Genomic DNA, 22052 nt, shown 5'->3' with positions numbered 1-22052 from the left:
TCAAGTTTAGCATTTTCAAAGCATAAAGACGAATGTTGCCATACGTCCTGTTTTCGCTTCGCGGCGATAAGAAAAATATTCTTCAGCTTGCAAAAAGGTACATTGGTCGCCACCTGTTACGGCTTTAACCCCATGTAATGCAAGAATATAACGCGCTATCGCATAAAGATCAGCATAATATTTACCTTCCTTTATACCAGCTTTAAATGCACTTTCAAGTTCTGGATATTTGGAACAAAAGGCAGCTTTGACTTCTGCACCAATTTCAAAACTCTCTTGGCAAATGGCTGCCCCCAACCACGCCCATGTTGGCTGAGTATGCATGGCTGCAATGGTGTTTTCCACAATACCATTAGCCAGGCCCTTCCAACCTGCATGCAGATTGGCAACTTCAGTCCCATCAGCATTACCCAAAACCACGGGTAAGCAGTCTGCGGTCATCATCATCAGGGCATGATGTTTAGACTGCGTGACCATACCATCGCCTTGGGGTGCAACAAAGTTGATCTGTTCATCAATGCGATGGCATAGCGTACTGTGGGTTTGGTTCATCCAACTGATTTTATTCACGCCATATTCAGCAAAGTCTTTGAGCAATTGCATCCGGTGCTTTTGCACACGCGCTGCATCATCTCCTACATGCAATGCCAGATTAAATCCTGCCAGTTCAGGTTGTTCAGCGGGTTGCGTCTGATCATGATGAACTCGAGTTTGTCCCACAAAAACACCCTGTGGAAGTCCCTGAACAAATTGCATGTTGTCGTCCTTTTCTATCTATGGCGTGTAAATCAGGTTAAAACTTAATAAGCTTTGTTTTCGCTACGTAATACTTCAACCAATTGATTAAAGTCTTCAGGCCATGGTGCTTCAAACATCATGTCTTCTCCTGTACGTGGATGAACGAGACCCAATTTAACCGCGTGTAACGCTTGACGTTTAAAGCCACGTAAAGTGTCATCTAATAACATCGACGCGCCTGCAGGCATACGTACACGTGGTACATACACTTGATCGCCCACAAGACCATGACCGATATAAGTGAAATGCACACGAATTTGATGGGTACGACCCGTTTCTAAACGTGCTTGAACGCGGGTAAAGTTTTGGAAACGTTCTTTCACATTATAGTGAGTCACTGCATCTTTACCGCCCGGCAAGACAGCCATTTTAATGCGATCAACAGGATGACGTTTAATTGGCTCATCCACTGTACCGCCAGCAATAATGTTGCCATATACGATCAAATCGTAAATACGGTAAACCGATTTCTTCGCCAATTGCTTACTTAAAGAAAATTGGGATTCGAGGTTTTTCGCAACAACCAACAAACCTGAGGTGTCTTTATCAATACGATGCACCAAACCTGCACGGGTCAACTCTGAAGATTTTGGGTAGTGATGCAAAATTGCATTCACCAATGTCCCTGTACTGTTTCCAGCGCCTGGATGAACAACCATACCGACGGGTTTATTAATCACCATAATATCGTCATCTTCATAGACAATATTGAGTGGAATATCTTCAGGTAAGCTACGGGTTTGTGCCTCTAACTCGACGTCTAAAGTCAGTAACTCTGTGCCTTCGCATTTGTACTTTGGTTTCACAGTGTTACCATTGACCAACAAATGGCCCTCTTTGAGCCACTGTTTTAGCTTTTCACGAGAAAAATCAGTCCAAACCAGTGCTGAAACCTGATCAATACGTTGTCCTAAATAGCTTTCATCCAATTGAAATTGCAACGATAAACGTGTTGCAGTTGAGTCTGAAGTATGGTTATCTGCATCCTCAGAATCTTCAAGTAAATTGAAATCAGTTTCAGGGAAATTAGAATTGGAAGATTGTGCTTGACTCATTTGCTCATTCAGACAAAAGTGGTTTAATAGTTCAATTGTAGCTCATTGCCCGTATTAACAGAGGAATTTTTATGTCGCTACCAAAATATAAAATGACAATGCTTGCTCTAACAATAGGCATTGCATCGGCAATGGTAGGCTGTAGCAGTAATCCAAAGAAAGAAGTGGTCGACACAGGTCCACAATCAAGCGAACAGATTTATATCGAAAAAGCACAAAAAGCGCTTGAACGTAACCAATATACAGATGCAGCAAAACACCTTGAAGCTCTAGAGACCTACTACCCTACAGGTAACTATGCGCAGCAAGCACAACTTGAACTATTGTATGTAAAGTTTCAGCAAAAAGACTATGAAGGTGCGATTGCACTTGCAGACCGTTTTATTCGTATGAACCCACAACATCCGCAAGTTGATTATGCGTACTACGTGCGTGGTGTTTCAAATATGGAGCAAAACTACAATGGTTTGCTTCGCTATACCTCTTTAAAGCAATCACATCGTGATGTGAGCTATCTCAAAGTGGCTTATCAAAACTTTGTCGACTTTATTCGTCGCTATCCATCAAGCGAATATGCAGTCGATGCCGCACAACGTATGAAGTTCATCAGTCAAGAATTGGCTGAAAGCGAAATGAATGCGGCGCGTTTTAATGTAAAACGTAAAGCATGGTTAGCTGCTGTTGAACGTTCACTTTGGGTGATCGAACATTATCCTCAAGCACCACAAGTTCCAGAAGCTCTAGCGACTGTAGCCTATGGTTATGACAAACTTGGTGATAAAACCACGTCTCAGCAATACATAGACGTGCTTAAACTGAACTATCCAAAACTTGTGAAGTCAGACGGTACAGTCAATATGCGTGCTGCACGTAGTGAAGGCAGCTTCCTTAACCGTGCAACCTTAGGTATTTTCGGTAAAGAAGCACAAACGATGTCTGAGCAAACCTCTACAGACGCAGTTGAAACTGATGAAGAAAAGCGTAGTTTAACCAATCGTTTAAGCTTTGGCTTATTGGATCGTCCTCATAGCGAAAAAACTGAGTCGTCAGAATCAGCTGAATAATTTAGTCGCAACGAAGGTCGATTTTTCACAAAGGGCAAGTTAGAATACTTGCCCTTTTATCTTTTCAGGATCTACAGATTCGGTTAGATTAAAAGGTATACAATAGTTCAATGGACGATGCTGTACTGCATCTCCACCTGAACTTACAGCATTGCTGATTTCAACATATTTCACGAACTGCCCAAATTCAATAGATAGACAGATAAAACAGCATGGCCATTCCTCAACATACAATTGATCAAATTTTAGATCGCACCGATATTGTCGATGTGATTGGTCAATTTGTGAAATTGAAAAAGACTGGACGCACCTACTCAGGATGCTGCCCATTCCATCAGGAAAAATCGCCATCTTTCCATGTCTATCGTGATAAACAATATTTTCACTGCTTTGGTTGTCAGGCCAATGGTAATGCCATCCGTTTTTTAATGGATATTGGTAGTCGTAACTTTATCGAAGTGATGAAGGATTTATCAAGCCAAACGGGTATTGAACTACCGAAAGACAATAACGATTCCAATAAACTCAAATATAAACGCGAATCTAAACCCAAACCTGTACAAAAACCTGCAATCGAAGCAAAAGCTCTGCCGCCAAAAACAGGCGAAACCGACACAACTCCTGCTGCAGTAAATTTCGAACACGACCCATTTGCTGAGTTTCAAAATAACGAAGATGCCTTTTATGGGAACGATCCGTTTGCTCACTTTGACCAAGTTGCCAATGGTTTTGAAGATGTGCCGCAAGACGGAAACTTATATGACTTGCTGGAAAATGTCGCACAGTTTTATGAGCAACAACTTCCGCTCAGTCCAATTGGGCAAGCTTATTTTAAACAACGGGGTCTCAGTGCAGACACCATCGCCTATTGGCGTTTAGGCTATGCCCCTGAAGATTGGCAACATCTGGAAAAAGCCTTTCCACAAGATATCGAAGGACTCAAACTTCTCGGTTTGATTCGAACCAGTGACAGTGGTCGTGACTTTGACCTACTGCGCGAGCGGGTGATTTTCCCGATTCGAGATGCGAAAGGTCGTGTGGTCGGTTTTGGTGGTCGTGCCCTAAATGATGAAATCAAACCGAAGTATATCAACTCTCCAGACTCTGAAGTTTTCCATAAAAACCAGTTACTTTATGGTTTATATGAAGGCCGTAAACAAAAAGCCCAAGACTGGTTAATGGTCGAAGGTTATATGGATGTCATTGCCCTTCAGCAATATGGCATTCATGGCGCTGTAGCAACTCTTGGGACAGCCAGTAATACAGAACATTTAAACATTTTATTTAAGCAAAATAGCCGTATTACCATTGCATTTGATGGTGATGCCGCAGGTCAAAAAGCAGCTCGTCGTACGCTCGAAATTGCACTGCCATTACTGAATGATGGACGTGAACTTAAATTCTTTGTTTTGCCAAATGACCACGACCCAGATTCACTGATCCGCCGTGAAGGTATTGAAAATTTTCGACGTTTACTGGACACCTCACCGCTACTTTCTGAGTTTGTTTTTGCACATTTAACGCAAAATCATAATGTTGCTTCGCCTGAAGGTAAAAGTCAGGTGATGGGCGAACTGAGACAACTGACTGAACTGTTGCCGAAAGGTGGTTCATATCGTTATTTGCTACAGCAATATTTCCGTGAAAAATTAGGGTTTAGCCGAAAGTGGCAGCCTCAAGTCAATAATGATGCATCATTGAGCTTTAGTACAAAAATTGATGCCGAAGAATATGTGATTGCGATTTTAATCAATCATCCTTATCTCTACATTCATTTTGAGCCTTTACGCGCCTTAGTTTCACAAGATCTCTTGCTTTATCACGTTTTAAATATTTTCAATGTGATTTTTGATGAATTGCCTGATGACCCAGAGTTATCGACCTATTATGTACTCGGTGCATGTGCAGCTCATCATCATGAATTACAACATATTTTAGAGCATGCCAATATCAGTGACTATACGTCATCACCTGAACAGGCAGATAAACTTGCAGCAGATTTATCGACAAAATTGCAATATCAATTCTTACAACTCAAGATCAAGTCGAATAAGTTTTCTAGCCTTGCTGAAATGCGTAATTTAAAACAACGTATTTATGATATTGATAAAAAAAGATCGCTCACCCTCCTTGAAGATTAAGTTTTAACTTCAAGTTCAAGCTGTGAACGACATGCTATTCAATGAATCAGCTTATTTATTTTTTGGTTTACGGCGATTTTCAGCCACATTAACTAAATTTTGTTCTAACATTTCAAAATAAGCAGGGTCTTCCGCCATTGCTGCATTTCGCAGCACGATAGAAGTTGGATGCAGCAACTTTTGGGTTAAACGATGTGACATTTCTTGCATAATCTTCGCAGCATCTTCGCCCTTTTGTAGACGATTCAGCGCCAAAGCCAGTTCTTCTTGACGCAATGACTCACCATGTTCACGGTATGCATGAATCGTCGAGCCAGCCAAATTCACTTTTTGCTGCGTGATTAAATCTGTCGCAAGCTGATTGACCATGACTTCGGCTTCAACTGCCGCCTGACGACGCTGAGCCAAATTTTCTTCAATGACAGTTTGCAGGTCATCGACACCATATAAATAAACGCCATCTAGACTTTCAACTTTGGCTTCAATATCTCGTGGTACAGCCAAATCAACCAATAGCATTTGTTTATAACGACGTTTTTTCAGTGCTGCTTTGACATCCGCAAAATAAATCACTTGATGCAAGCTTCCGGTACAACTTGAAATTACATCTGCACGATGTAAATTGTCTGCCAAATCTGCAAAATCAATAATTTCAACTTCTACACGATGAGCAATCTCTTGCGATAAAGCTTCGGCACGGGCACGTGTACGGTTACAGATAATAATTCTGCCCACACCCATTTCGGCCAAATGCTTCGCAACCAAGCTATTCATTTCACCAGCAGCAACAATCATGACCGTCAATTTTTCAGGTTGACTAAAGACCTGTAAAGCGAGCTGAGCAACAGCATAGCCCATCGATACCGCATGACTTCCGACTGCTGTTTCAGAACGCACTCGTTTTGCCGCATAAAAGGCATATTCAAAAATACGGTTTAAATTTGGGGAGACAGTTTCGGCATCTTTGGCTAATGACAAAGCCGTTTTAACTTGACCTAAGATTTGAGGCTCACCAAGCATGAGCGAATCCAAGCCGCTAGCCACACGCATGAGGTGTGTCACCGCCTGTGCATTTTCATAACGATACACATGATTTGACAATTGCTTTACATCGATACCATTTGATTGGGCGAGCCAATTCAATACCATGTCTGCATTTTCAGACATCGCATAGACTTCGGTACGATTACATGTAGACACCACCACCATGTCATTGAGTTCAGGCGTATGGCTTTGCTGTTCAAGCAGTGCAGTTAACTTTTCAGGGTTAAATGCAATCTGTTCACGCAGCTCTACAGAAGCGGTTTGATGGTTGACACCCAATGCAAAGAAAGACATATCAGATCATCATTTCGCTAAATTTATGCTATTGTGCAACATCGGTGTCATAAAAAGCATTACTTGGATCAAGAAAAATTGCGTCTAACAAATAGCCGACTGAACGGCCAGACAATAAAGCAGTATTCTACCACATTCTTACTTGTTGGTAGCATGGCTTCTACTGCCCCAATTCGGGCCGTGGGAGAAGTTTACCATGCAAATTCAGGATATGATGCAATTAAACAAAGTATGATTGCAGAATTTGCCTTAGCTTATAACGACATTCCAACCGCGCTTCATAATTACACCGTGCTTGCAATCAAAAGTAAATCCACCATGGTCAAACAGCGTGCTTTAAACGTTGCTATTGAGCAAAATGATTTACAAGCAGCCTTAGATATTGCTACACATTGGGTTGTGCAAGAACCTGAAGATGTACCAGCATTATTTTATTTATCACATATTGCTTTGAAAGCCCATGAATATGAGCTTGCCGCCGAAACACTTGATAAAATTTTAACCATTGACCCAAATGCAGATTTAGAACAAATTTTGGCGGGTATTTCCCCTGAGTCAGAGGAAGATCGTGCTTATCTGATCCAAGCACTGACCGCCAGCAAAGAAAAAACCAATCCCTCTATTTTGGTCTTAGTCGCAGGTTTACAAGCTCAAAATGGTGCCTTTGCTGATGCCTTAGACACCATTAATTTAGCACTGAAAAAACGCCCGAAAGTGACTGGCTATATCTTAATGAAAGCCAATTTACTTATGTCGTTAGGTGATGAAGAAGAAACCTTAAAATGGTTCGAAAAATCCAGCCGTAAACACCGCAACAATATGGAAGTTCGCTTAGCAGAAGCAAAATATTTAATTAAAATCAATCAGTCAGAATTAGGTCTAGAAAAACTCGAAGATATACTAAAGAAATGGCCATCTGCTGAAGAACCGCTATTTATGGCAGGTTTAACCAGTATTGACTTAGAGCTTTATGAAAAAGCCGAAAAGTATTTGGTGGAGTTACGCTATTCGAGCAAATACCAAAATGAGGCGTATTACTATCTCGCGGTAAATGCTGAACGCAAACAACATTATGAAACAGCGAAAGCCTATTATCGCCTTGTAGATGGTAGTCTTTATACGGTTTCACGTCGCAATATGATCAGCATTTTTAGCCAGCAAAATAAGCTGCATGATGCACTGCGCTTTTTAACCCAAGAGCGGGTTAATTATCCTCAACATGCCAGTTTTTTATATCTTGCTCAGGCAGATATTTTAAAACGCATGAACAATAAAAAAGCAGCAGTCCGTTTACTTGATGAAGCGGTAAAAAACTTACCTGAAGATCCAGAGCTCATTTATGCCGAAGTTCTATTGCTCGACGCCCATCAAGATAAAGATAGACTCGACCAATTACTAAAACAATTACTTGAAATTGAACCCAATAGCCCGACTTATTTAAATGCATATGCCTATACTTTGGCGGTACAAAATAGACGCTTAGATGAAGCCCGAAAGTACGTCGAACATGCCTTAGAATATGCTCCTGAGCAAGCCTCAATTTTAGATACGTTCGGTTATATTTGCTATTTGCAAAATGATTTTAGTACCTCTGCATCGGTTTTGGCCAAAGCGTATGAACTGAGTAATAGCTTAAAAATTGGCATTCGCTATGCACGATCCGTCTTCATGCAAGGTGATATGAATAAATTTGACGCGTTGTTACAACAACTCCAACAAAAACATCCGAATGATCCGCAATTAGAGCAACTACATTCGTTATTGTTACCCCAACCCATGAAAAAGAGTTAGAAAGAGTTTATGCAAGTATCTTCAAAATTTGGGGTATCTGCCCTGACCTGCTGCGCTTTATTTTTTACCGGTTGTCAGCAATATGTTAAAACACCCGATCAACCCAGCCCTGAAGAAGTCGCTGCAAATCAATTCAACTTACAAGGTAAGATTGGTGTGCGCACGCCACAACAGTCAGGAAGTGCTTTTTTTACTTGGGTTCAAGACCGCAATGAATATGATATCGAACTGAGTGGCATATTAGGTGTTGGAAAAACTCAAATCAGCGGTAAACCCGGTCAAGTTCAGTTAAACAGTGCAAAAACCGGTTTAATTGAAGCAGAAACACCTGAAGAATTACTGGAACGTGCTACTGGTTGGCAAGCTCCCATTACCCACCTCGTCGACTGGGTACAGGCGCGCCCTGCAACCACACAAGCAAAAATTCAACGCGATACTGCACAGCGCCCACAACAGATTATTGAAGATGGTTGGACGGTTGACCTAAGCTATAACGAGACTGCGACGGTACCGAACAAGTTAATTTTAAAACAAGCACTTGAATCCGGTCAGGAAAACCGTATTACAATGGTGATTCAAAATCGTTAATTTGCCTAAAAGCTGAGCTATGACTTCTGTGATTCGTGTACCTTCTCCTGCAAAACTCAATTTGTTTTTGCACATTACTGGCCGACGTCCTAATGGATATCACGAATTGCAGACGATTTTTCAGCTCATCGATTTATCTGATTGGATGGAATTTCACCCACTTGCAAATTCTGCTGATGAAAATTTTATTCAAATTGAGGGCTTAAACAGCGTCAATCTAGAGCAAAATTTAATTTATCGTGCTGCTCAAATACTCAAACCGTTTGCTAAAGCACTGACTGCACAAAAAATCCACATCGAAAAAAATATTCCGATGGGTGCAGGGCTCGGTGGTGGTTCATCCAATGCAGCAACAACCCTTATTGTGCTCAATCAACTGTGGAAATGTGGTCTAAATACTGAACAACTAGCAGAACTCGGCTTACAACTTGGGGCAGATGTTCCCGTGTTTGTACATGGTCTAAATGCATGGGCTGAAGGCATCGGTGAACACTTAACATTCATAGATTTAGCTCAAAAACAGTACATTGTGCTGAAACCTGACTGTTTTATCAGCACTCAACTGCTTTTTTCACAAAAAACGTTGACAAGAGACTCAAAGCCCACTAAATTTTGCGGCTATCAGGAAACGCCATCTGATTTTGGAAATAACTTTGAGCCTGTGGCACGAAGCTTATATCCCGAAGTCGATGAAGCAATGCAGTACTTAGATCAGTTCGGTGCCGCAAAGCTTACAGGTACAGGTGCTTGTGTATTTACTGAAGTGACTGAAAATATGAATATTGATGACATATTGAAAAATGCACCATGTAAATCTTACTTGGTTCGCAGTTTACAAGAATCACCATTACGTCATTTTGAAGTTTGATATAGGGGCGTCGCCAAGTGGTAAGGCACCGGGTTTTGATCTCGGCATCCGTTGGTTCGAATCCAGCCGCCCCTGCCATCATTTTTCACCTGTAGATGTAATTGCTGTAAAGTATTAGGGGCGTCGCCAAGTGGTAAGGCACCGGGTTTTGATCTCGGCATCCGTTGGTTCGAATCCAGCCGCCCCTGCCATTTACTTTATTCGCTATTTCATCAATTTAGGGGCGTCGCCAAGTGGTAAGGCACCGGGTTTTGATCTCGGCATCCGTTGGTTCGAATCCAGCCGCCCCTGCCATTAACTTCAAAAAAGACAGAGCATAATTTGCAGTATCTTTGTTGTTTCAACTTGACAAAATACCGCAAAAATATTAAAGTTCTGCCGCATTAGGGGCGTCGCCAAGTGGTAAGGCACCGGGTTTTGATCTCGGCATCCGTTGGTTCGAATCCAGCCGCCCCTGCCATCTAATTCCCTAATTTGCCAACCGCCAAGGGTGCTTCATGCCCAATCTTGTCGTTTTTAGTGGATCTGCACATCCACAATTCGCCCAAAAAGTCGTTAGCCACCTTCACATCCCTCTAGGTGCTGCATCTGTAGGTCAATTTTCTGACGGTGAAATCGCTGTCGAAATTACTGAAAATGTTCGTGGTAAAGACGTATTCATCGTACAACCAACTTGTGCCCCAACTAACGATAACCTTATGGAAATCTTAGTTATGGCTGATGCTTTGCGTCGTGCAAGTGCTGGTCGTATCACTGCTGTCATTCCTTACTTTGGTTATGCTCGTCAAGATCGTCGTCCACGTTCAAGCCGTGTGCCAATTACAGCAAAAGTTGTTGCAGATATGCTCACAACTGTTGGTATTGACCGCGTTGTCATGATCGACCTTCATGCTGACCAAATCCAAGGTTTCTTCGATATTCCTGTAGACAACATCTACGGTACTCCTGCGCTTTTAGCAGATCTTCGTCAACAGTCACACGACAACTTAATGGTTGTTTCTCCTGACGTTGGTGGTGTAGTACGTGCGCGTGCTGTTGCTAAGCAAATGGGTGATATCGATCTTGCGATCATCGACAAACGCCGTCAAAAAGCGAATGAATCTCAAGTAATGCACTTGATCGGTGACGTTAAAGGCCGTGACTGTGTCATCGTTGATGATATGGTGGATACAGCAGGTACATTGTGTAAAGCTGCTGACGCACTAAAAACTTTTGGTGCTCGCAAAGTTGTTGCTTACGCAACTCACCCAGTACTTTCTGGTAAAGCTTTAGAAAACTTGAAAAACTCTGTGATTGACGAATTGGTTGTAACAGACACCATTCCGCTTTCAGAAGAAGCTCAAGCTCTTGGTAAGATTCGCCAAGTTTCAGTTGCAAGTATGGTTGCTGAAACAATTCGTCGTATTAACAACGAAGAATCTATTAGCGCAATGTTCGATTCTTATCTATAATATAGCGCTAAATTTAAAAGCCCTGCCTTTTGGTGGGGCTTTCTATCACTAGACTGGTCGAAGGTCTAGTCAATTAAACTTAAATAGGAATGTCTATCATGGCAAACTTCGTATTAAATGCAGTAGCACGTGAAGAAGCAGTACAAGGGAAAGGTTCGAGCCGCCGCCTTCGTCTTCAAAATAAAGTACCAGCAATCATCTACGGTGGTGCAGCTGAACCTGTAGCAGTTACTTTAGAACTTCGCGAACTTGTTAAAGCTTTAGAAAACAACGCTTTCTTTGAAGAAATTGTTGAAATCAACATCGACGGTAAAGCTGAAAGCGTTAAAATCCAAGCTTTACAACGTCACCCAGCTAAAAACACTCCTATGCACGCTGACTTCAAACGCGCATAAGTGTTAAATGGTGTAAATGAGTGAGTAAACTTTCACTGATTGTTGGTTTGGGTAACCCAGGTTCTGAGTATGCCCAAACCCGCCATAATGCAGGCTTCTGGTTTGTAGAACGCCTTGCAGAACAATATGGCATCCAACTCAAAGCTGATCCTAAATATAAAGGCATCAGTGGTCGTGGTAATATCGAAGGTCAAGACGTTCGTCTACTGTTACCTACAACCTTTATGAACCTCTCTGGTCAAAGTGTTGTTCCCTTCGCCAAATTCTATCAAATTGCTCCCGAAGCAATGCTTATCGCACACGATGAACTTGATATGAACCCTGGTGTCATTCGCCTGAAAACTGGCGGTGGTCATGGTGGTCATAATGGTTTACGCGATATCGTCCCGCATATTGGTCCAAATTTCCATCGTTTACGTATTGGTATTGGTCATCCTGGTTCTAAAGAACGTGTCTCAGGCCATGTCTTAGGTAAAGCACCAAGTAGTGAACAAGGCTTAATGGATGATGCTATTGCACATGCCTTATCACGTACTAAATTGTTGGTAAGTGGTGAGATTCCGCAAGCCATGAACCAGATCAACGCTTACAAATAGAACTGACAATTCCACAAATTGTTGAACAATACTTATTGCCATCTGAATGATTTCAGAGCAAAATGCGCTTGCATTTGACTGCTCACCCAGCATTCAAGAGATTGTTCCACCATAAGATACGATCTTAGGTCTACCAAGGAGACGCTAGCCATGCTATCTCGTTTATTAAAAGCTAAAATCCACCGTTGCGTCGTTACACAAGCAGAATTACATTATGAAGGTTCTTGTGCAATTGACGGTATTCTTCTAGATTTAGCCGGTATCCGTGAATATGAAGAAATTCATATGTGGAACGTGACTAATGGTAAGCGTTTTACCACTTACGCCATTCGTGGTGAAGAAGGTTCTGGCATTATCTCTGTAAATGGCGGTGCTGCTCACCAAGCAGATATTGGCGACTTGATGATTATCGCAACTTTTGGCGATTTCACAGAAGCTGAAGCAAATGCACATAAGCCACGTTTAGTCTACGCGAACCCAAACAACACTGTGAACCACACAGCGAACTGTATTCCAGTTCAAGTTGCATAAGTTAAAGCATTTAAAGATTCTAAAAAGCCCGCAATTTTGCGGGCTTTTTTATGGCTGAAATATGCATTATTGATTACGAAAATTCAGTATTAGACGCATATCACTACATACAACTCAACAGCTCAATTTATTTGTCTACCCTGCTCTCGGGCCCTTCCACCATGCTTGATTTTGTTTACAATCAAAGGGCTGTAAATGCTCTCCGACCAACCCCACCAACAAAGGCTGACCATTTTCTTGTACCTTTAGCTCTGCATATTGCGCATCGCGATAGCACGCTTCCAAGCCTTCAGCAAATAAAAAACTGCTCGCAGCGGGATATAAACCCTCAAATCTATTGTCAGGATTTTTGAGCACCAGTTTTGTAGATGAGCTTGGATACTGCACTAATAACTTTGGATTGAAACTGGTTCGAATCACTCTACGCTGTGCATCAAGCTGCACATAACTCACAATACTTTTTTGATCTACAAAATAGTCACGGTGTACATTTTCTTCTTTGTTCGCTTTGGCAGCCTGCCCATTAGCAGATTGCTCTTCAGAAGGCTGACCACCAAAATAGAGCTGATAATTCAAGGCCATATAATCCCCTTGAATCAAAGAGCGCGGATCGACAGGTTGCAACTTTACATAAATACTCTGACTGTTTGCCAAATGCCATTCATGCCGTGCAATCATCAGTACAAATAAAAGAATACTGAGTACAGCCAAACCAATAGGAAGCATTTTTTTATTGAGTATGTTCATCACACATCTCCCCCTTGTTTAAGCTGTATCGCAGATAACATCTTGGTGATACCAAGCAACAATAGACCAGAAATCAAAATCGTTAAACTTTTCAATAAAAAACTCAGACCCAAATTGTAATACAGCATCCATAAGCTAAAAATGATCAACAAGATGCTCAAGGCTTTAACCAAAGATTGCTGATAGACCTGCGCCCATGCCAATAAAACCAATAACAAGAAAATTCCAAAATAGCCCATCGCAATCAGCACAAGGCCCAATAACAGTAACGGCCATTTTTCGCTCCCCACCTGTTTTTGCTGATTTGCGATGTAAAGGCCAAGCCAAACCACAGGCAGCAGGTAACCGACACACAGGTCAAGAACACCATTTTGGGTCTGTTCAAACTGTAGAATGTTATTTGACAACGTCTGCAACACCACACCCGCCAATACGATGCATAACATCCATAACACAATGCTTTTTCGATACATCGAGTGCAACCAAGCTGTTGCACTCCCGAGCAAGAAAATCAGTAGAATATAATTCAATCCAGTCACAGCTAAGATGACATGTTCATCGCTCATAAAAAGATCGGCATCAAATAGTGTGACCACTGCAAGGCAGTATCCTGCAATGAGTTGAATAAAAACAATAAACCAATGCATTCGACTAAATAAACAGAGCAATATAACGCCAATTTGCAACAATAAAATAAACCCAATGCTATCGGTCAAGCTCTCTGTATGAATGAAGACCGCAGATTGGCCACATACCCATAAGCAGTAAGCAAATTGGCGACTAAAGATACTTTTAGCTCGTCGAATCAACCACCAAGCCACAGCTACAAAAACTAAGCCCATGACGATCGAAAACGCCTTCCAATAGGTCAGCAATAAGCTCGATAAAATAATGCCTGCCAACCATGCCCCAATCGCTAAAGGAATAACCGCAAATTTAGTCTGTGGCAGAAATTTCATCAGTGCCCAACTGATCACCGCAAACCAAGCAAATATCAGCAAAGCAAAAACCAGCAATCCTGCAATCGAATCAGATAAAATATGTTCTGCCCATTGGAAAATCAAAATACTGAAACTCGCAGCAAGACCCGCGGCTTGTAAACTGGTTTCTAATGCACGATGTTGTCGATAAAAATAGATAATCAGATAAATTGGAAGCAACGATGCAAAAATTAAATATTGCCATTGATACTGATCTACCCCATTTCCACAGTATAAAAACATGCAATACATCGACATTAGTGTAATGAATGCAATAAATACAAAGCGCAGTGCAGCATAATATTTCAAACACAAGGTCACACATATTGCCGTCAATATATTCATACAAAGTAAATACCACCATGAATGATCAACGATTAAATAGCTTTGTTTAAAATATAAAAATAATGCCAATTGACTGATCAAACACAGTAACGCAAAGACTCCGATATTCGATCGATATAACCAAGGTAAAAGCAGCAAAACCCAAACTAAAAATAACAGATAACTGTCTGCACCTGTTTGATAGACCTGCCCGATCACAGCCAAACACAATCCAAGCAACAAACCGCTTAAAGTATCTAAACTTTGCTGAATCCAAACACGACTTGCAAAATATACACTCGTCACAGCACTAAGTACTAACAGCAACATTGGAATTGCCAATTGAATAAATTTGGGTAACATCAACCAGTTTGCCGCGATCAAATACACGAAACTGGCAGCTATCAGTGCAACACCGATCACTTGCAGATACCGAATGACCTGTACATCTTGGAACAGATCTGTTGAAAACTCTTGATCTAACTGTGAACGATGCAGCTTTATATTCTGCTGCTGAGAATGCTGAGGAGCGGTCATTTTTTATCATTATGCAATCATGGTTGATTTATCGGCACGATAGCATGCTTTGACACACTTTATATAAATGCTTACAAATCCAATCTTATAAATTTACTTATCTAAAATTTTGCAAATGATTCTAAGCAATAATCCCCCATCATCACTCAAACAGGTCTATACTCAAGACACATCGCTTCAGGGCGGGGTGAAATTCCCCACCGGTGGTAAATTTGCTGGGTTGAAAGCCCTACAAAAAGCCCACGAGCCAATCGTTTAAACGCGATTCGCAGATCAGGTGCAATACCTGAGCCGACGGTATAGTCCGGATGAAAGAAGACGACGTCACATCTCTATATCATTGATCATTTTCAATATATATCGTAACGCCACTATTTCACATGTCCTGAAATGTTCAACCGTATCTAAAATTTACGCGAGCGTTTCAATGTCTAGTTTAATTCAACCCGAAATTTTCTTTTCTGCCCTTCCACCTGCAGAACAGCGCATGCTGCAAGCCTTAGAAGACATTCGTCAAGGTAAACCAGTTTTAGTCATGGACGATTTTGACCGTGAAAATGAAGCCGACCTGATTGTTGCTGCAGAAACACTGACTGTAGAAACCATGGCACGTATGATTCGTGACGGTTCAGGAATTGTCTGCCTGTGTTTAACCGATGCTCAAGCCAATCATTTAGAACTTCCACCCATGGTGTCTGATAACTCTAGCCATTTTAAAACTGCCTTTACCGTCACCATTGAAGCTGCGGAAGGTGTTACTACTGGAGTTTCAGCAAAAGACCGAACAACTACAGTCAAAGCCGCAATTAAAGATGGTGCTGTTGCGGGTGACTTAAACCGTCCGGGTCATGTTTTTCCTTTACGGGCGCGTGAAGGCGGCGTATTGACCCGTCGTGGACATACTGAAGGCACCATTGATTTGGCCCGTCTAGCCGGTTTAAAACCTGCAGGTGTTTTGTGTGAATTAACCAACCCAGACGGTACAATGGCGAATGGCGTACAAGTTTTAGCGTATGCACAAACCCATCATTTGACTGTACTCACCATTGAAGAAATTGTGCAATATCGTTTACAGCACAATCTCTAGTGCGAATTAATTAAAGCTCTACACATTCATAAAAAGGCTGATTGAATCAGCCTTTTTTATTTTTTACTGCACATTTCAAGTTAAGAATTAAACCGTGAATATGCTATAGATCCCGTAGATGGCAACTACCACTAAAATCAGCCCACACAGTGCCAATAATTTTTTATACCAGCGTGATTTCGACAATCGATGAAAAGACAAATACACCAAAGACAAGGTCGCAAAATCTAAAACGATCCAACTGAGGGTCAACACAATTAAACTCAGATCAAGATGAGGAGTAATTCCTACAAACTGCGGAAAAAATGAAGCAAAGAAAATAATATCCTTAGGATTTGAAATCCCCACGATCAGTCCTTGCTTAAAGCCCCCTTGAGCTGCTTTTAACTGCAGAGATTGCTCAGTGGGCTGTGTCATCACTTCTTTTAAAATATCAAACCCAATATAAGCAATATATATACAACCCAGTATTTTAATGCCATCGAGCCAGTGCGCATTCACATTTAAAATGCCTTTTAAAATACACACTGACAGCACAATCAAAATCAGTGACGCAAAATTTGTCCCGACAATGGTTTGAAATGCCTTTTTATATCCGCCTTGTAAACCTGCACTCGCGACCAACAGCATGACAGGTCCAGGTGTTGCAATCATTACGATGACTGCCACACAATATAAAAAGTACTCCGAATAATTCACGCTGAGATTCCTTCACTTATTTTTTTTACATCACGATAAATTTCATAAATAAAAAAAGAGGACTTAGTCCTCTTCATCCATGTTTTGCAATAAATGCAAGCGAATGGCATCTGCTCTTAAAAATGCCAAATCATAGCTGGCTGTGGCGAGTGCTAAAACACGACGCTCAAATTCATCCCACAACGGTCGCACCTGTTTGTAATGTATCCCGAGTCCACTTTCATCTGTGAAATGACGGTTTTTTTCGCAGAGCTTGAGTGCGTGATACAGTTTACGGCCTTTACTTGCATCTGGACGTAAGCGAACTCGCTTAGACAAAACAAAGCCTTCGACATGAACGATATCTGCTTGCGGCAACATCGGTATTAAAATTTGATCTAACTGCGCATCTAAACGACACCAAATGGCCGTGTGTTGCTCGGCTGTATAGGTATTCCATTTTATGACTTCATGGTTAAAGCGGCGGCAACCACGGCAGACTGAATCACCAAATACCGTAGAACAACGCCCTGCACATGGGGTCAACGAGGCAATTCGACGATCAGTACTCAAAACCGGCTCCATTCAATCAATATTTATGGGATAGAAACAACTCGGCATGACTATACACGCTAAAACTGCTGAAATGAAGCCATGATGAAATGTGTGGCTAAAAGCCACCGCATTACTCGCTTATTCATCCAAATCGCGGTAGAATGTGCGCCTTAATTTTTATCCTGTTTTATTCATTTGGAGTACTCCATGAACGCTACTGTAGAACAGCTTGCACCTGTAGAACAGCAAGCGACCTCTGGTTGGGTTGTTGCCGCACTTTATCAATTCAAAGAAGTTCAAGATCCTGCTGATCTTCAACAACGTCTTTTAGACTTGGTAAAAACCATCAACCTTTGCGGTACTCTAATTGTGGCAGGTGAAGGTATTAACGGTACAGTTGCTGGTGACCGTAAATCTGTAGATATCATCCATCAGTTCCTTCTCAACGAAGGATTCAATGCGATGGAATACAAAGAATCGCATAGCGCGGATAAACCATTCCGTAAAATGAAGATCAAACTGAAAAAAGAAATCGTGACTTTAGGTGTGGAAGTGAAACCACGTGATTTAGTCGGTCACTATCTTGATCCTAAAGAATGGAATGAACTAATTGCACGTGATGACGTAATCCTAATTGATACACGTAACGACTATGAATACAAAGCAGGTACATTTAAGGGTGCGATTGACCCGAAAACTGAGACTTTCCGTGAATTCCCTGAATACGTGAAAAAAGAGCTTGAGCAGCATAAAGATAAGAAAATTGCCATGTTCTGTACAGGCGGTATTCGCTGTGAAAAATCAACCTCACTTTTACTTCAAGAAGGCTTTAATGAGGTTTATCACCTTAAAGGCGGTATCTTAAAATATTTAGAAGAAACCCCTGTTGAAGAAAGCATGTGGGAAGGTGAATGTTTCGTATTTGACGGTCGTACTGCTGTCACTCACGGTATGGAAGAAGGCGAAAATATCAAATGTCACGCATGCGGTTGGCCACTGGCTCCTGCTGAAGTTGAACTTCCGAGCTACGAACACGGCGTATCATGCAAATACTGTATCGACAAAACCACTGAACAGCAAAAAGCAGGCTTCCGTATGCGTCAATCACAAATTGTGGCAGCAAAACGTAAGCGTCTCTAAGCAAAATTTGTTGTAACGATATATAAATAAAAGCCCTATTTTTAGGGCTTTTTTTACGCATTCTCAACAGTGACTTAATTTTTTTGACAAAATAACTATATCTGGTTATTTACGAGAATCAGTTCGCGCATTTATGCTTATTCTGATCAATTGATCCGAGAAAATCCTTATAGATAATTGAAAAGGAAAGCATTATGCCAAAATTAATCAACTCTCCTATTGCAACCTCAAGGCGCCTTGCTTTACCCGCTCCACGTGTAAAAGAAAGTGTTGCAGAATTAAAACACCTCCTTAACCAACAGTCGCATATTTTGATAGTCAGTATTGCCACATGCATTGGTGCAATTTTTGCCTTATTTATTGCTTATACTTTGCACTTACAACCCACTCTGCTCAACATTCTTGGACTTTGTGCGATTCCATTTGCTTTATCTCTGAGCTTACGCCAAGTCTATATTCACACCCTGTTAAATATGGAACATGATGATTAATTTGCGCAACTTGCAAAGCTACTTATTGCAACTTTGTCCTACGCTGTTCAGTATATAAAACGATTTTTAAGGCTGCTAAAGCTCCGAAATCTAAATAAAATCCAAACTGAACAGCGTACACTCAATACTATAAAAACTATGATCCAAGCCTTTCAATTATTCAACCTTAAATCATTCAGCATTGCTTAATGCCATCACGTATTCATACTTTTCCTTCTAATTCAGCCTACGTGCTACTTAATACAAGATGAACTCAATATTTGTTGTTTTACTTAGGTGATTTCAGGAATATTTAAAACGGAACTTTACCCACTGCGCTTTTCAACATAGGATAAATACACCTTTTCTCTGCCTTAGCTACCATGACTTTAACTGAATGGATCATTTCAATCATGGAACAATTGGGTTATGTCGGTATTGCCCTACTCATGTTCCTTGACAATGTCTTCCCCCCAATCCCCTCAGAAATCATTATGCCCTCGGCTGGCTATTCTGCCTCCCAAGGTCAACTACTGCTCATTGGTGTCATTATTTCAGGTTGTGTCGGCTCTTTACTGGCGGCTGCATTGCTATATTGGATTGGTTATAAATTTAAGCATGAATCCATCTTTCACTTCGTCGATCGCTATGGAAAGTATTTATTTATCAAATCGGCAGATATAAAAAAATCTCTAGCATGGTTTGAGCAATACGGTCACCGCATTGTATTTTTCGGCCGGATGATTCCAGCTGTGCGTTCTCTCATTAGTATTCCTGCTGGAATGAGCCGCATGCCATTTTGGAAGTTTATGTTTTATAGTGGTTTAGGTACGATTATTTGGACCACCTTTTTAGCCTGTGTGGGCTTTTATTTAGGTGAAAATCAGCAGTTAATGCAGCAAATATTTAGTAAAGTTAGCCATGTGATTATTCTGATCACAGTCATCATTATTGCTTGGATTTTGTACCGTCGACATCAACGTCGACCTCGTTAATTTTTTGTTTTTGGGGCTTAAATGAAACACTATCTCCTACACTTTGCTGCTGTTTATAGCATCGCCTTGGTGCTTTTGATTACCGTATTAATTTTTGGATTAAATCTAGGTGGTATTACATTAATTCCTACATTGGTGGCATGTGCATTAATCAGCGTTGGGCATTTTGTAAAGAAAGAACAACGCGTGCCTAGCAACCATGAAAAGATTCAACTGGTTTGGGGCTCCAGTGCCGTTGCAATCATCATTGGTAGCTTTTTTGTGCTGTTCTTGGTGCTGATGAATCCCAATGCCGAAAGCATTATGAAGTCTGTGGATCATGCAGGCATTGGGCTAACTGCTGTAATTATGCTCTGCATGGTCGCCATTCATGGCACGATATTTCATATTGCCTACGGTTGGTATGCAGACTACTGCGCTAAAAAATTATAAATTTTTTTAACTTATTCCGTTAGAATTTGAATCAATACCCTTCACTGAAACTTAAAATTGAGTGAAGAAACTTCGGGCAAGCTATACTCGCTCTTTATAAAACGAAAACATGAACATTAAATAATGAAAAAATACATCATCACATTTAGCATTGCTTATGCCCTCGCCATGGTCGCTGTCGCAGCCATAGAGTCTTTCTTTGATTTACCCGGTGGTTCATCCATTACCTGTCTCATCGTGGGCGGTTTTGCTGCGGCATCCAGCTTTGTTAAAGACCATCAGCGAGTGCCAAATAAGTTAGAAAAGCGAACTTTGATTTGGAGCTGTATTTTAGCTTCGGTTCTCATCAGTGTCGTTGCTACAGTCATTTGTCTCTTGATCTTCCCTGAAACCCAAGCCTTTATTCAAATGGCGCTAACGCAATTACCCGCTTGGGTCTGGCTGCTTGCTATCAGCTTTACCTTATTCATCCATTATCTCATGTTGGCTTTATCTTTTGGATGGATGGCAAAGAGCTTCTTAAAAGCCAAACGTAGTTAAGCCTTTAGACTAACTTTGAATTGAAAAGGTATAGCGCTAAAAAAAGCACCCCAAGGTGCTTTTTTTAAATTTCGTCGAAATTAATTTGGTGTGTGATACATCAAATATAATTCGTTCAAATTGGTTGGGATTTCTTCTGCAAGTTCATCCATCAACTGACCATTACGACGGAAAGATTCCATTTGTGGATCTTCTTCATCAATGCCGCTGAACACCATGATTGGCAAAGTTAAATCAACCAATTGTTCTTCAAACTCGTCGGTGAACCATGCATCTTCGTTTAGGAACATGGCATCAACGAAGCCAACACTCCAGTCACCAAGACTTGATTCAACATCGGCTTCTTCAATTTCAAATGGAAATTCAATACCATCTTCATTGGCAAGATTCTGACGAATCGATTCGAGCCATGCTTTTACTTGTGCAATAATTTCAGCAGGTACTTTTTTCTGATTGTTATCAAAAAGTTCGTCTAGCCATTTATCAAAAGCTGGGCCTACTGCAATTGCACATAAAAAACCATGAGTCGCTGCAAAATCTAGACCATGCTCGTTGTCATCGCCGTCTAAATAGTCACTCAAAAGGTCTAAATCTAAAGCACTCATTTCAAATCCAGAGTTAGAAACTTAATGCGTAAGCATAGCATTTTCAAGCGCTATGCTAAATCGCTATTTAGTCTTCTTCGTCATCAAAATCATCGTCATCGTCGATGTCGTAATCAAAATCTTTAAGCTCACGTTCAAGACGGCGCTGAGCCAGAAGGTCATCAATAAGTCGGCGCTTTTCTAACGATTCTTTCGCGCTAGTTTTTGCACTGGCCTCATCGAAATTCACATCATCATCACCGTAGTTATCATCTAGTTCAAAATCTGTAGAAGACACCAAAACTACCTCATAATGAAAAAAATTGAAGGGGTCTAGCCGCTATTTATATGGGATATAAAATATTGT

Annotated in this window: 24 protein-coding genes, 4 tRNA genes and 1 riboswitch; of the genes, 19 read left to right on the top strand and 9 right to left on the bottom strand. The window is 41.1% G+C overall.

What is annotated here, in order from left to right; all coding sequences use genetic code 11:
• Positions 1 to 15 precede the first annotated feature (15 nt).
• The gene (gene pgeF, locus MST16_RS04585; protein WP_180011555.1) at positions 16 to 756 is read right to left on the bottom strand and encodes a peptidoglycan editing factor PgeF; all 741 of its coding nucleotides are present in this window, start codon (positions 754 to 756) and stop codon (positions 16 to 18) included.
• A 44-nt stretch (positions 757 to 800) separates the two neighbouring features.
• Complete coding sequence (gene rluD, locus MST16_RS04580; protein ID WP_078191355.1) at positions 801 to 1853, bottom strand: 23S rRNA pseudouridine(1911/1915/1917) synthase RluD; 1053 nt, start codon at positions 1851 to 1853, stop codon at positions 801 to 803.
• A 71-nt stretch (positions 1854 to 1924) separates the two neighbouring features.
• Here rluD and MST16_RS04575 point away from each other — a divergent pair, with 71 nt between their 5' ends.
• Both MST16_RS04575 and MST16_RS04570 read left to right on the top strand, forming a co-directional pair.
• Complete coding sequence (locus MST16_RS04575) at positions 1925 to 2917, top strand: outer membrane protein assembly factor BamD (RefSeq protein ID WP_078191356.1); 993 nt, start codon at positions 1925 to 1927, stop codon at positions 2915 to 2917.
• A 212-nt stretch (positions 2918 to 3129) separates the two neighbouring features.
• Positions 3130 to 5058: a DNA primase gene (locus tag MST16_RS04570; protein WP_180011553.1), complete on the top strand. Its 1929-nt coding sequence runs from the start codon at positions 3130 to 3132 to the stop codon at positions 5056 to 5058.
• A gap of 51 nt (positions 5059 to 5109) precedes the next feature.
• Here MST16_RS04570 and hemA read toward each other — a convergent pair whose 3' ends face one another.
• Complete coding sequence (hemA, locus tag MST16_RS04565) at positions 5110 to 6396, bottom strand: glutamyl-tRNA reductase (protein ID WP_180011551.1); 1287 nt, start codon at positions 6394 to 6396, stop codon at positions 5110 to 5112.
• Positions 6397 to 6474: 78 nt separating this feature from the next.
• Between hemA and MST16_RS04560 the strand changes: the two genes are divergently transcribed.
• The 11 genes from MST16_RS04560 (at position 6475) to panD (ending at position 12616) form a co-directional block, all read left to right on the top strand.
• Entirely contained in the window at positions 6475 to 8187 is a 1713-nt protein-coding gene (locus MST16_RS04560) for a hypothetical protein (RefSeq protein WP_180005451.1), read from the top strand.
• Between the two features lie 9 nt (positions 8188 to 8196).
• Entirely contained in the window at positions 8197 to 8775 is a 579-nt protein-coding gene (lolB, locus tag MST16_RS04555) for a lipoprotein insertase outer membrane protein LolB (protein ID WP_180005450.1), read from the top strand.
• A gap of 28 nt (positions 8776 to 8803) precedes the next feature.
• Positions 8804 to 9643, top strand: coding sequence for a 4-(cytidine 5'-diphospho)-2-C-methyl-D-erythritol kinase (ispE, locus tag MST16_RS04550; RefSeq protein WP_180011570.1), 840 nt, complete (start codon positions 8804 to 8806; stop codon positions 9641 to 9643).
• A 3-nt stretch (positions 9644 to 9646) separates the two neighbouring features.
• Positions 9647 to 9721: transfer RNA gene (locus MST16_RS04545), tRNA-Gln, on the top strand.
• A 38-nt stretch (positions 9722 to 9759) separates the two neighbouring features.
• Positions 9760 to 9834: transfer RNA gene (locus tag MST16_RS04540), tRNA-Gln, on the top strand.
• A 28-nt stretch (positions 9835 to 9862) separates the two neighbouring features.
• A tRNA-Gln gene (locus MST16_RS04535) sits at positions 9863 to 9937 on the top strand.
• Positions 9938 to 10028: 91 nt separating this feature from the next.
• Positions 10029 to 10103 (top strand) — tRNA-Gln (locus MST16_RS04530).
• 37 nt (positions 10104 to 10140) lie between these two features.
• Positions 10141 to 11094, top strand: a complete 954-nt coding sequence (locus MST16_RS04525; protein ID WP_078191360.1) for a ribose-phosphate pyrophosphokinase — start codon at positions 10141 to 10143, stop codon at positions 11092 to 11094.
• 98 nt (positions 11095 to 11192) lie between these two features.
• Positions 11193 to 11489 carry a 50S ribosomal protein L25 gene (gene rplY, locus MST16_RS04520; protein WP_180005449.1) on the top strand — a complete coding sequence of 99 codons (297 nt, stop codon included), beginning with the start codon at positions 11193 to 11195 and terminating at the stop codon, positions 11487 to 11489.
• A gap of 20 nt (positions 11490 to 11509) precedes the next feature.
• Positions 11510 to 12085, top strand: a complete 576-nt coding sequence (gene pth, locus MST16_RS04515; protein ID WP_180011549.1) for an aminoacyl-tRNA hydrolase — start codon at positions 11510 to 11512, stop codon at positions 12083 to 12085.
• A 150-nt stretch (positions 12086 to 12235) separates the two neighbouring features.
• Complete coding sequence (gene panD / locus MST16_RS04510; RefSeq protein WP_078192181.1) at positions 12236 to 12616, top strand: aspartate 1-decarboxylase; 381 nt, start codon at positions 12236 to 12238, stop codon at positions 12614 to 12616.
• 135 nt (positions 12617 to 12751) lie between these two features.
• Here panD and MST16_RS04505 read toward each other — a convergent pair whose 3' ends face one another.
• A complete protein-coding gene (locus MST16_RS04505; protein WP_180011548.1) occupies positions 12752 to 13363 on the bottom strand; it encodes a GDYXXLXY domain-containing protein in 612 nt (203 codons plus the stop codon).
• Positions 13363 to 15204, bottom strand: coding sequence for a DUF2157 domain-containing protein (locus tag MST16_RS04500; protein WP_180011546.1), 1842 nt, complete (start codon positions 15202 to 15204; stop codon positions 13363 to 13365). Before MST16_RS04500 ends, MST16_RS04505 begins: the two co-directional genes overlap by 1 nt.
• Before the next feature lie 170 nt (positions 15205 to 15374).
• A riboswitch (FMN riboswitch) is annotated at positions 15375 to 15528 on the top strand.
• 103 nt (positions 15529 to 15631) lie between these two features.
• Here MST16_RS04500 and ribB point away from each other — a divergent pair.
• Entirely contained in the window at positions 15632 to 16291 is a 660-nt protein-coding gene (gene ribB, locus MST16_RS04495) for a 3,4-dihydroxy-2-butanone-4-phosphate synthase (protein WP_168378108.1), read from the top strand.
• An 87-nt stretch (positions 16292 to 16378) separates the two neighbouring features.
• On the opposite strand, the gene MST16_RS04490 is transcribed toward ribB, so the two are convergent.
• A complete protein-coding gene (locus tag MST16_RS04490) occupies positions 16379 to 16990 on the bottom strand; it encodes a LysE family translocator (RefSeq protein ID WP_180011544.1) in 612 nt (203 codons plus the stop codon).
• A gap of 63 nt (positions 16991 to 17053) precedes the next feature.
• Entirely contained in the window at positions 17054 to 17542 is a 489-nt protein-coding gene (locus MST16_RS04485; RefSeq protein ID WP_111885315.1) for a DUF1289 domain-containing protein, read from the bottom strand.
• A gap of 189 nt (positions 17543 to 17731) precedes the next feature.
• Between MST16_RS04485 and MST16_RS04480 the strand changes: the two genes are divergently transcribed.
• The 5 genes from MST16_RS04480 to MST16_RS04460 all read left to right on the top strand — a co-directional run bounded on the left by MST16_RS04480 (position 17732) and on the right by MST16_RS04460 (position 21101).
• Complete coding sequence (locus tag MST16_RS04480) at positions 17732 to 18664, top strand: rhodanese-related sulfurtransferase (protein ID WP_180011542.1); 933 nt, start codon at positions 17732 to 17734, stop codon at positions 18662 to 18664.
• 194 nt (positions 18665 to 18858) lie between these two features.
• Positions 18859 to 19155: a hypothetical protein gene (locus MST16_RS04475; protein ID WP_180011540.1), complete on the top strand. Its 297-nt coding sequence runs from the start codon at positions 18859 to 18861 to the stop codon at positions 19153 to 19155.
• A 362-nt stretch (positions 19156 to 19517) separates the two neighbouring features.
• Positions 19518 to 20129, top strand: a complete 612-nt coding sequence (locus tag MST16_RS04470; RefSeq protein ID WP_180011538.1) for a DedA family protein — start codon at positions 19518 to 19520, stop codon at positions 20127 to 20129.
• A gap of 21 nt (positions 20130 to 20150) precedes the next feature.
• Positions 20151 to 20561 (top strand): ABZJ_00895 family protein, encoded by a 411-nt coding sequence (locus tag MST16_RS04465; RefSeq protein WP_180011536.1) that lies wholly within the window; start codon positions 20151 to 20153, stop codon positions 20559 to 20561.
• Between the two features lie 123 nt (positions 20562 to 20684).
• Positions 20685 to 21101 (top strand): ABZJ_00895 family protein, encoded by a 417-nt coding sequence (locus tag MST16_RS04460; RefSeq protein WP_078192190.1) that lies wholly within the window; start codon positions 20685 to 20687, stop codon positions 21099 to 21101.
• Between the two features lie 80 nt (positions 21102 to 21181).
• On the opposite strand, the gene MST16_RS04455 is transcribed toward MST16_RS04460, so the two are convergent.
• Entirely contained in the window at positions 21182 to 21706 is a 525-nt protein-coding gene (locus MST16_RS04455; protein ID WP_078191372.1) for a YecA family protein, read from the bottom strand.
• A 67-nt stretch (positions 21707 to 21773) separates the two neighbouring features.
• A complete protein-coding gene (locus MST16_RS04450) occupies positions 21774 to 21983 on the bottom strand; it encodes a PA3496 family putative envelope integrity protein (RefSeq protein WP_078191373.1) in 210 nt (69 codons plus the stop codon).
• Positions 21984 to 22052: the final 69 nt, after the last annotated feature.

The organism is Acinetobacter sp. YH16040_T, assembly GCF_024605785.1.
Taxonomy (GTDB): domain Bacteria; phylum Pseudomonadota; class Gammaproteobacteria; order Pseudomonadales; family Moraxellaceae; genus Acinetobacter; species Acinetobacter amyesii.
This window is presented reverse-complemented; position numbering and strand designations above follow the sequence as displayed.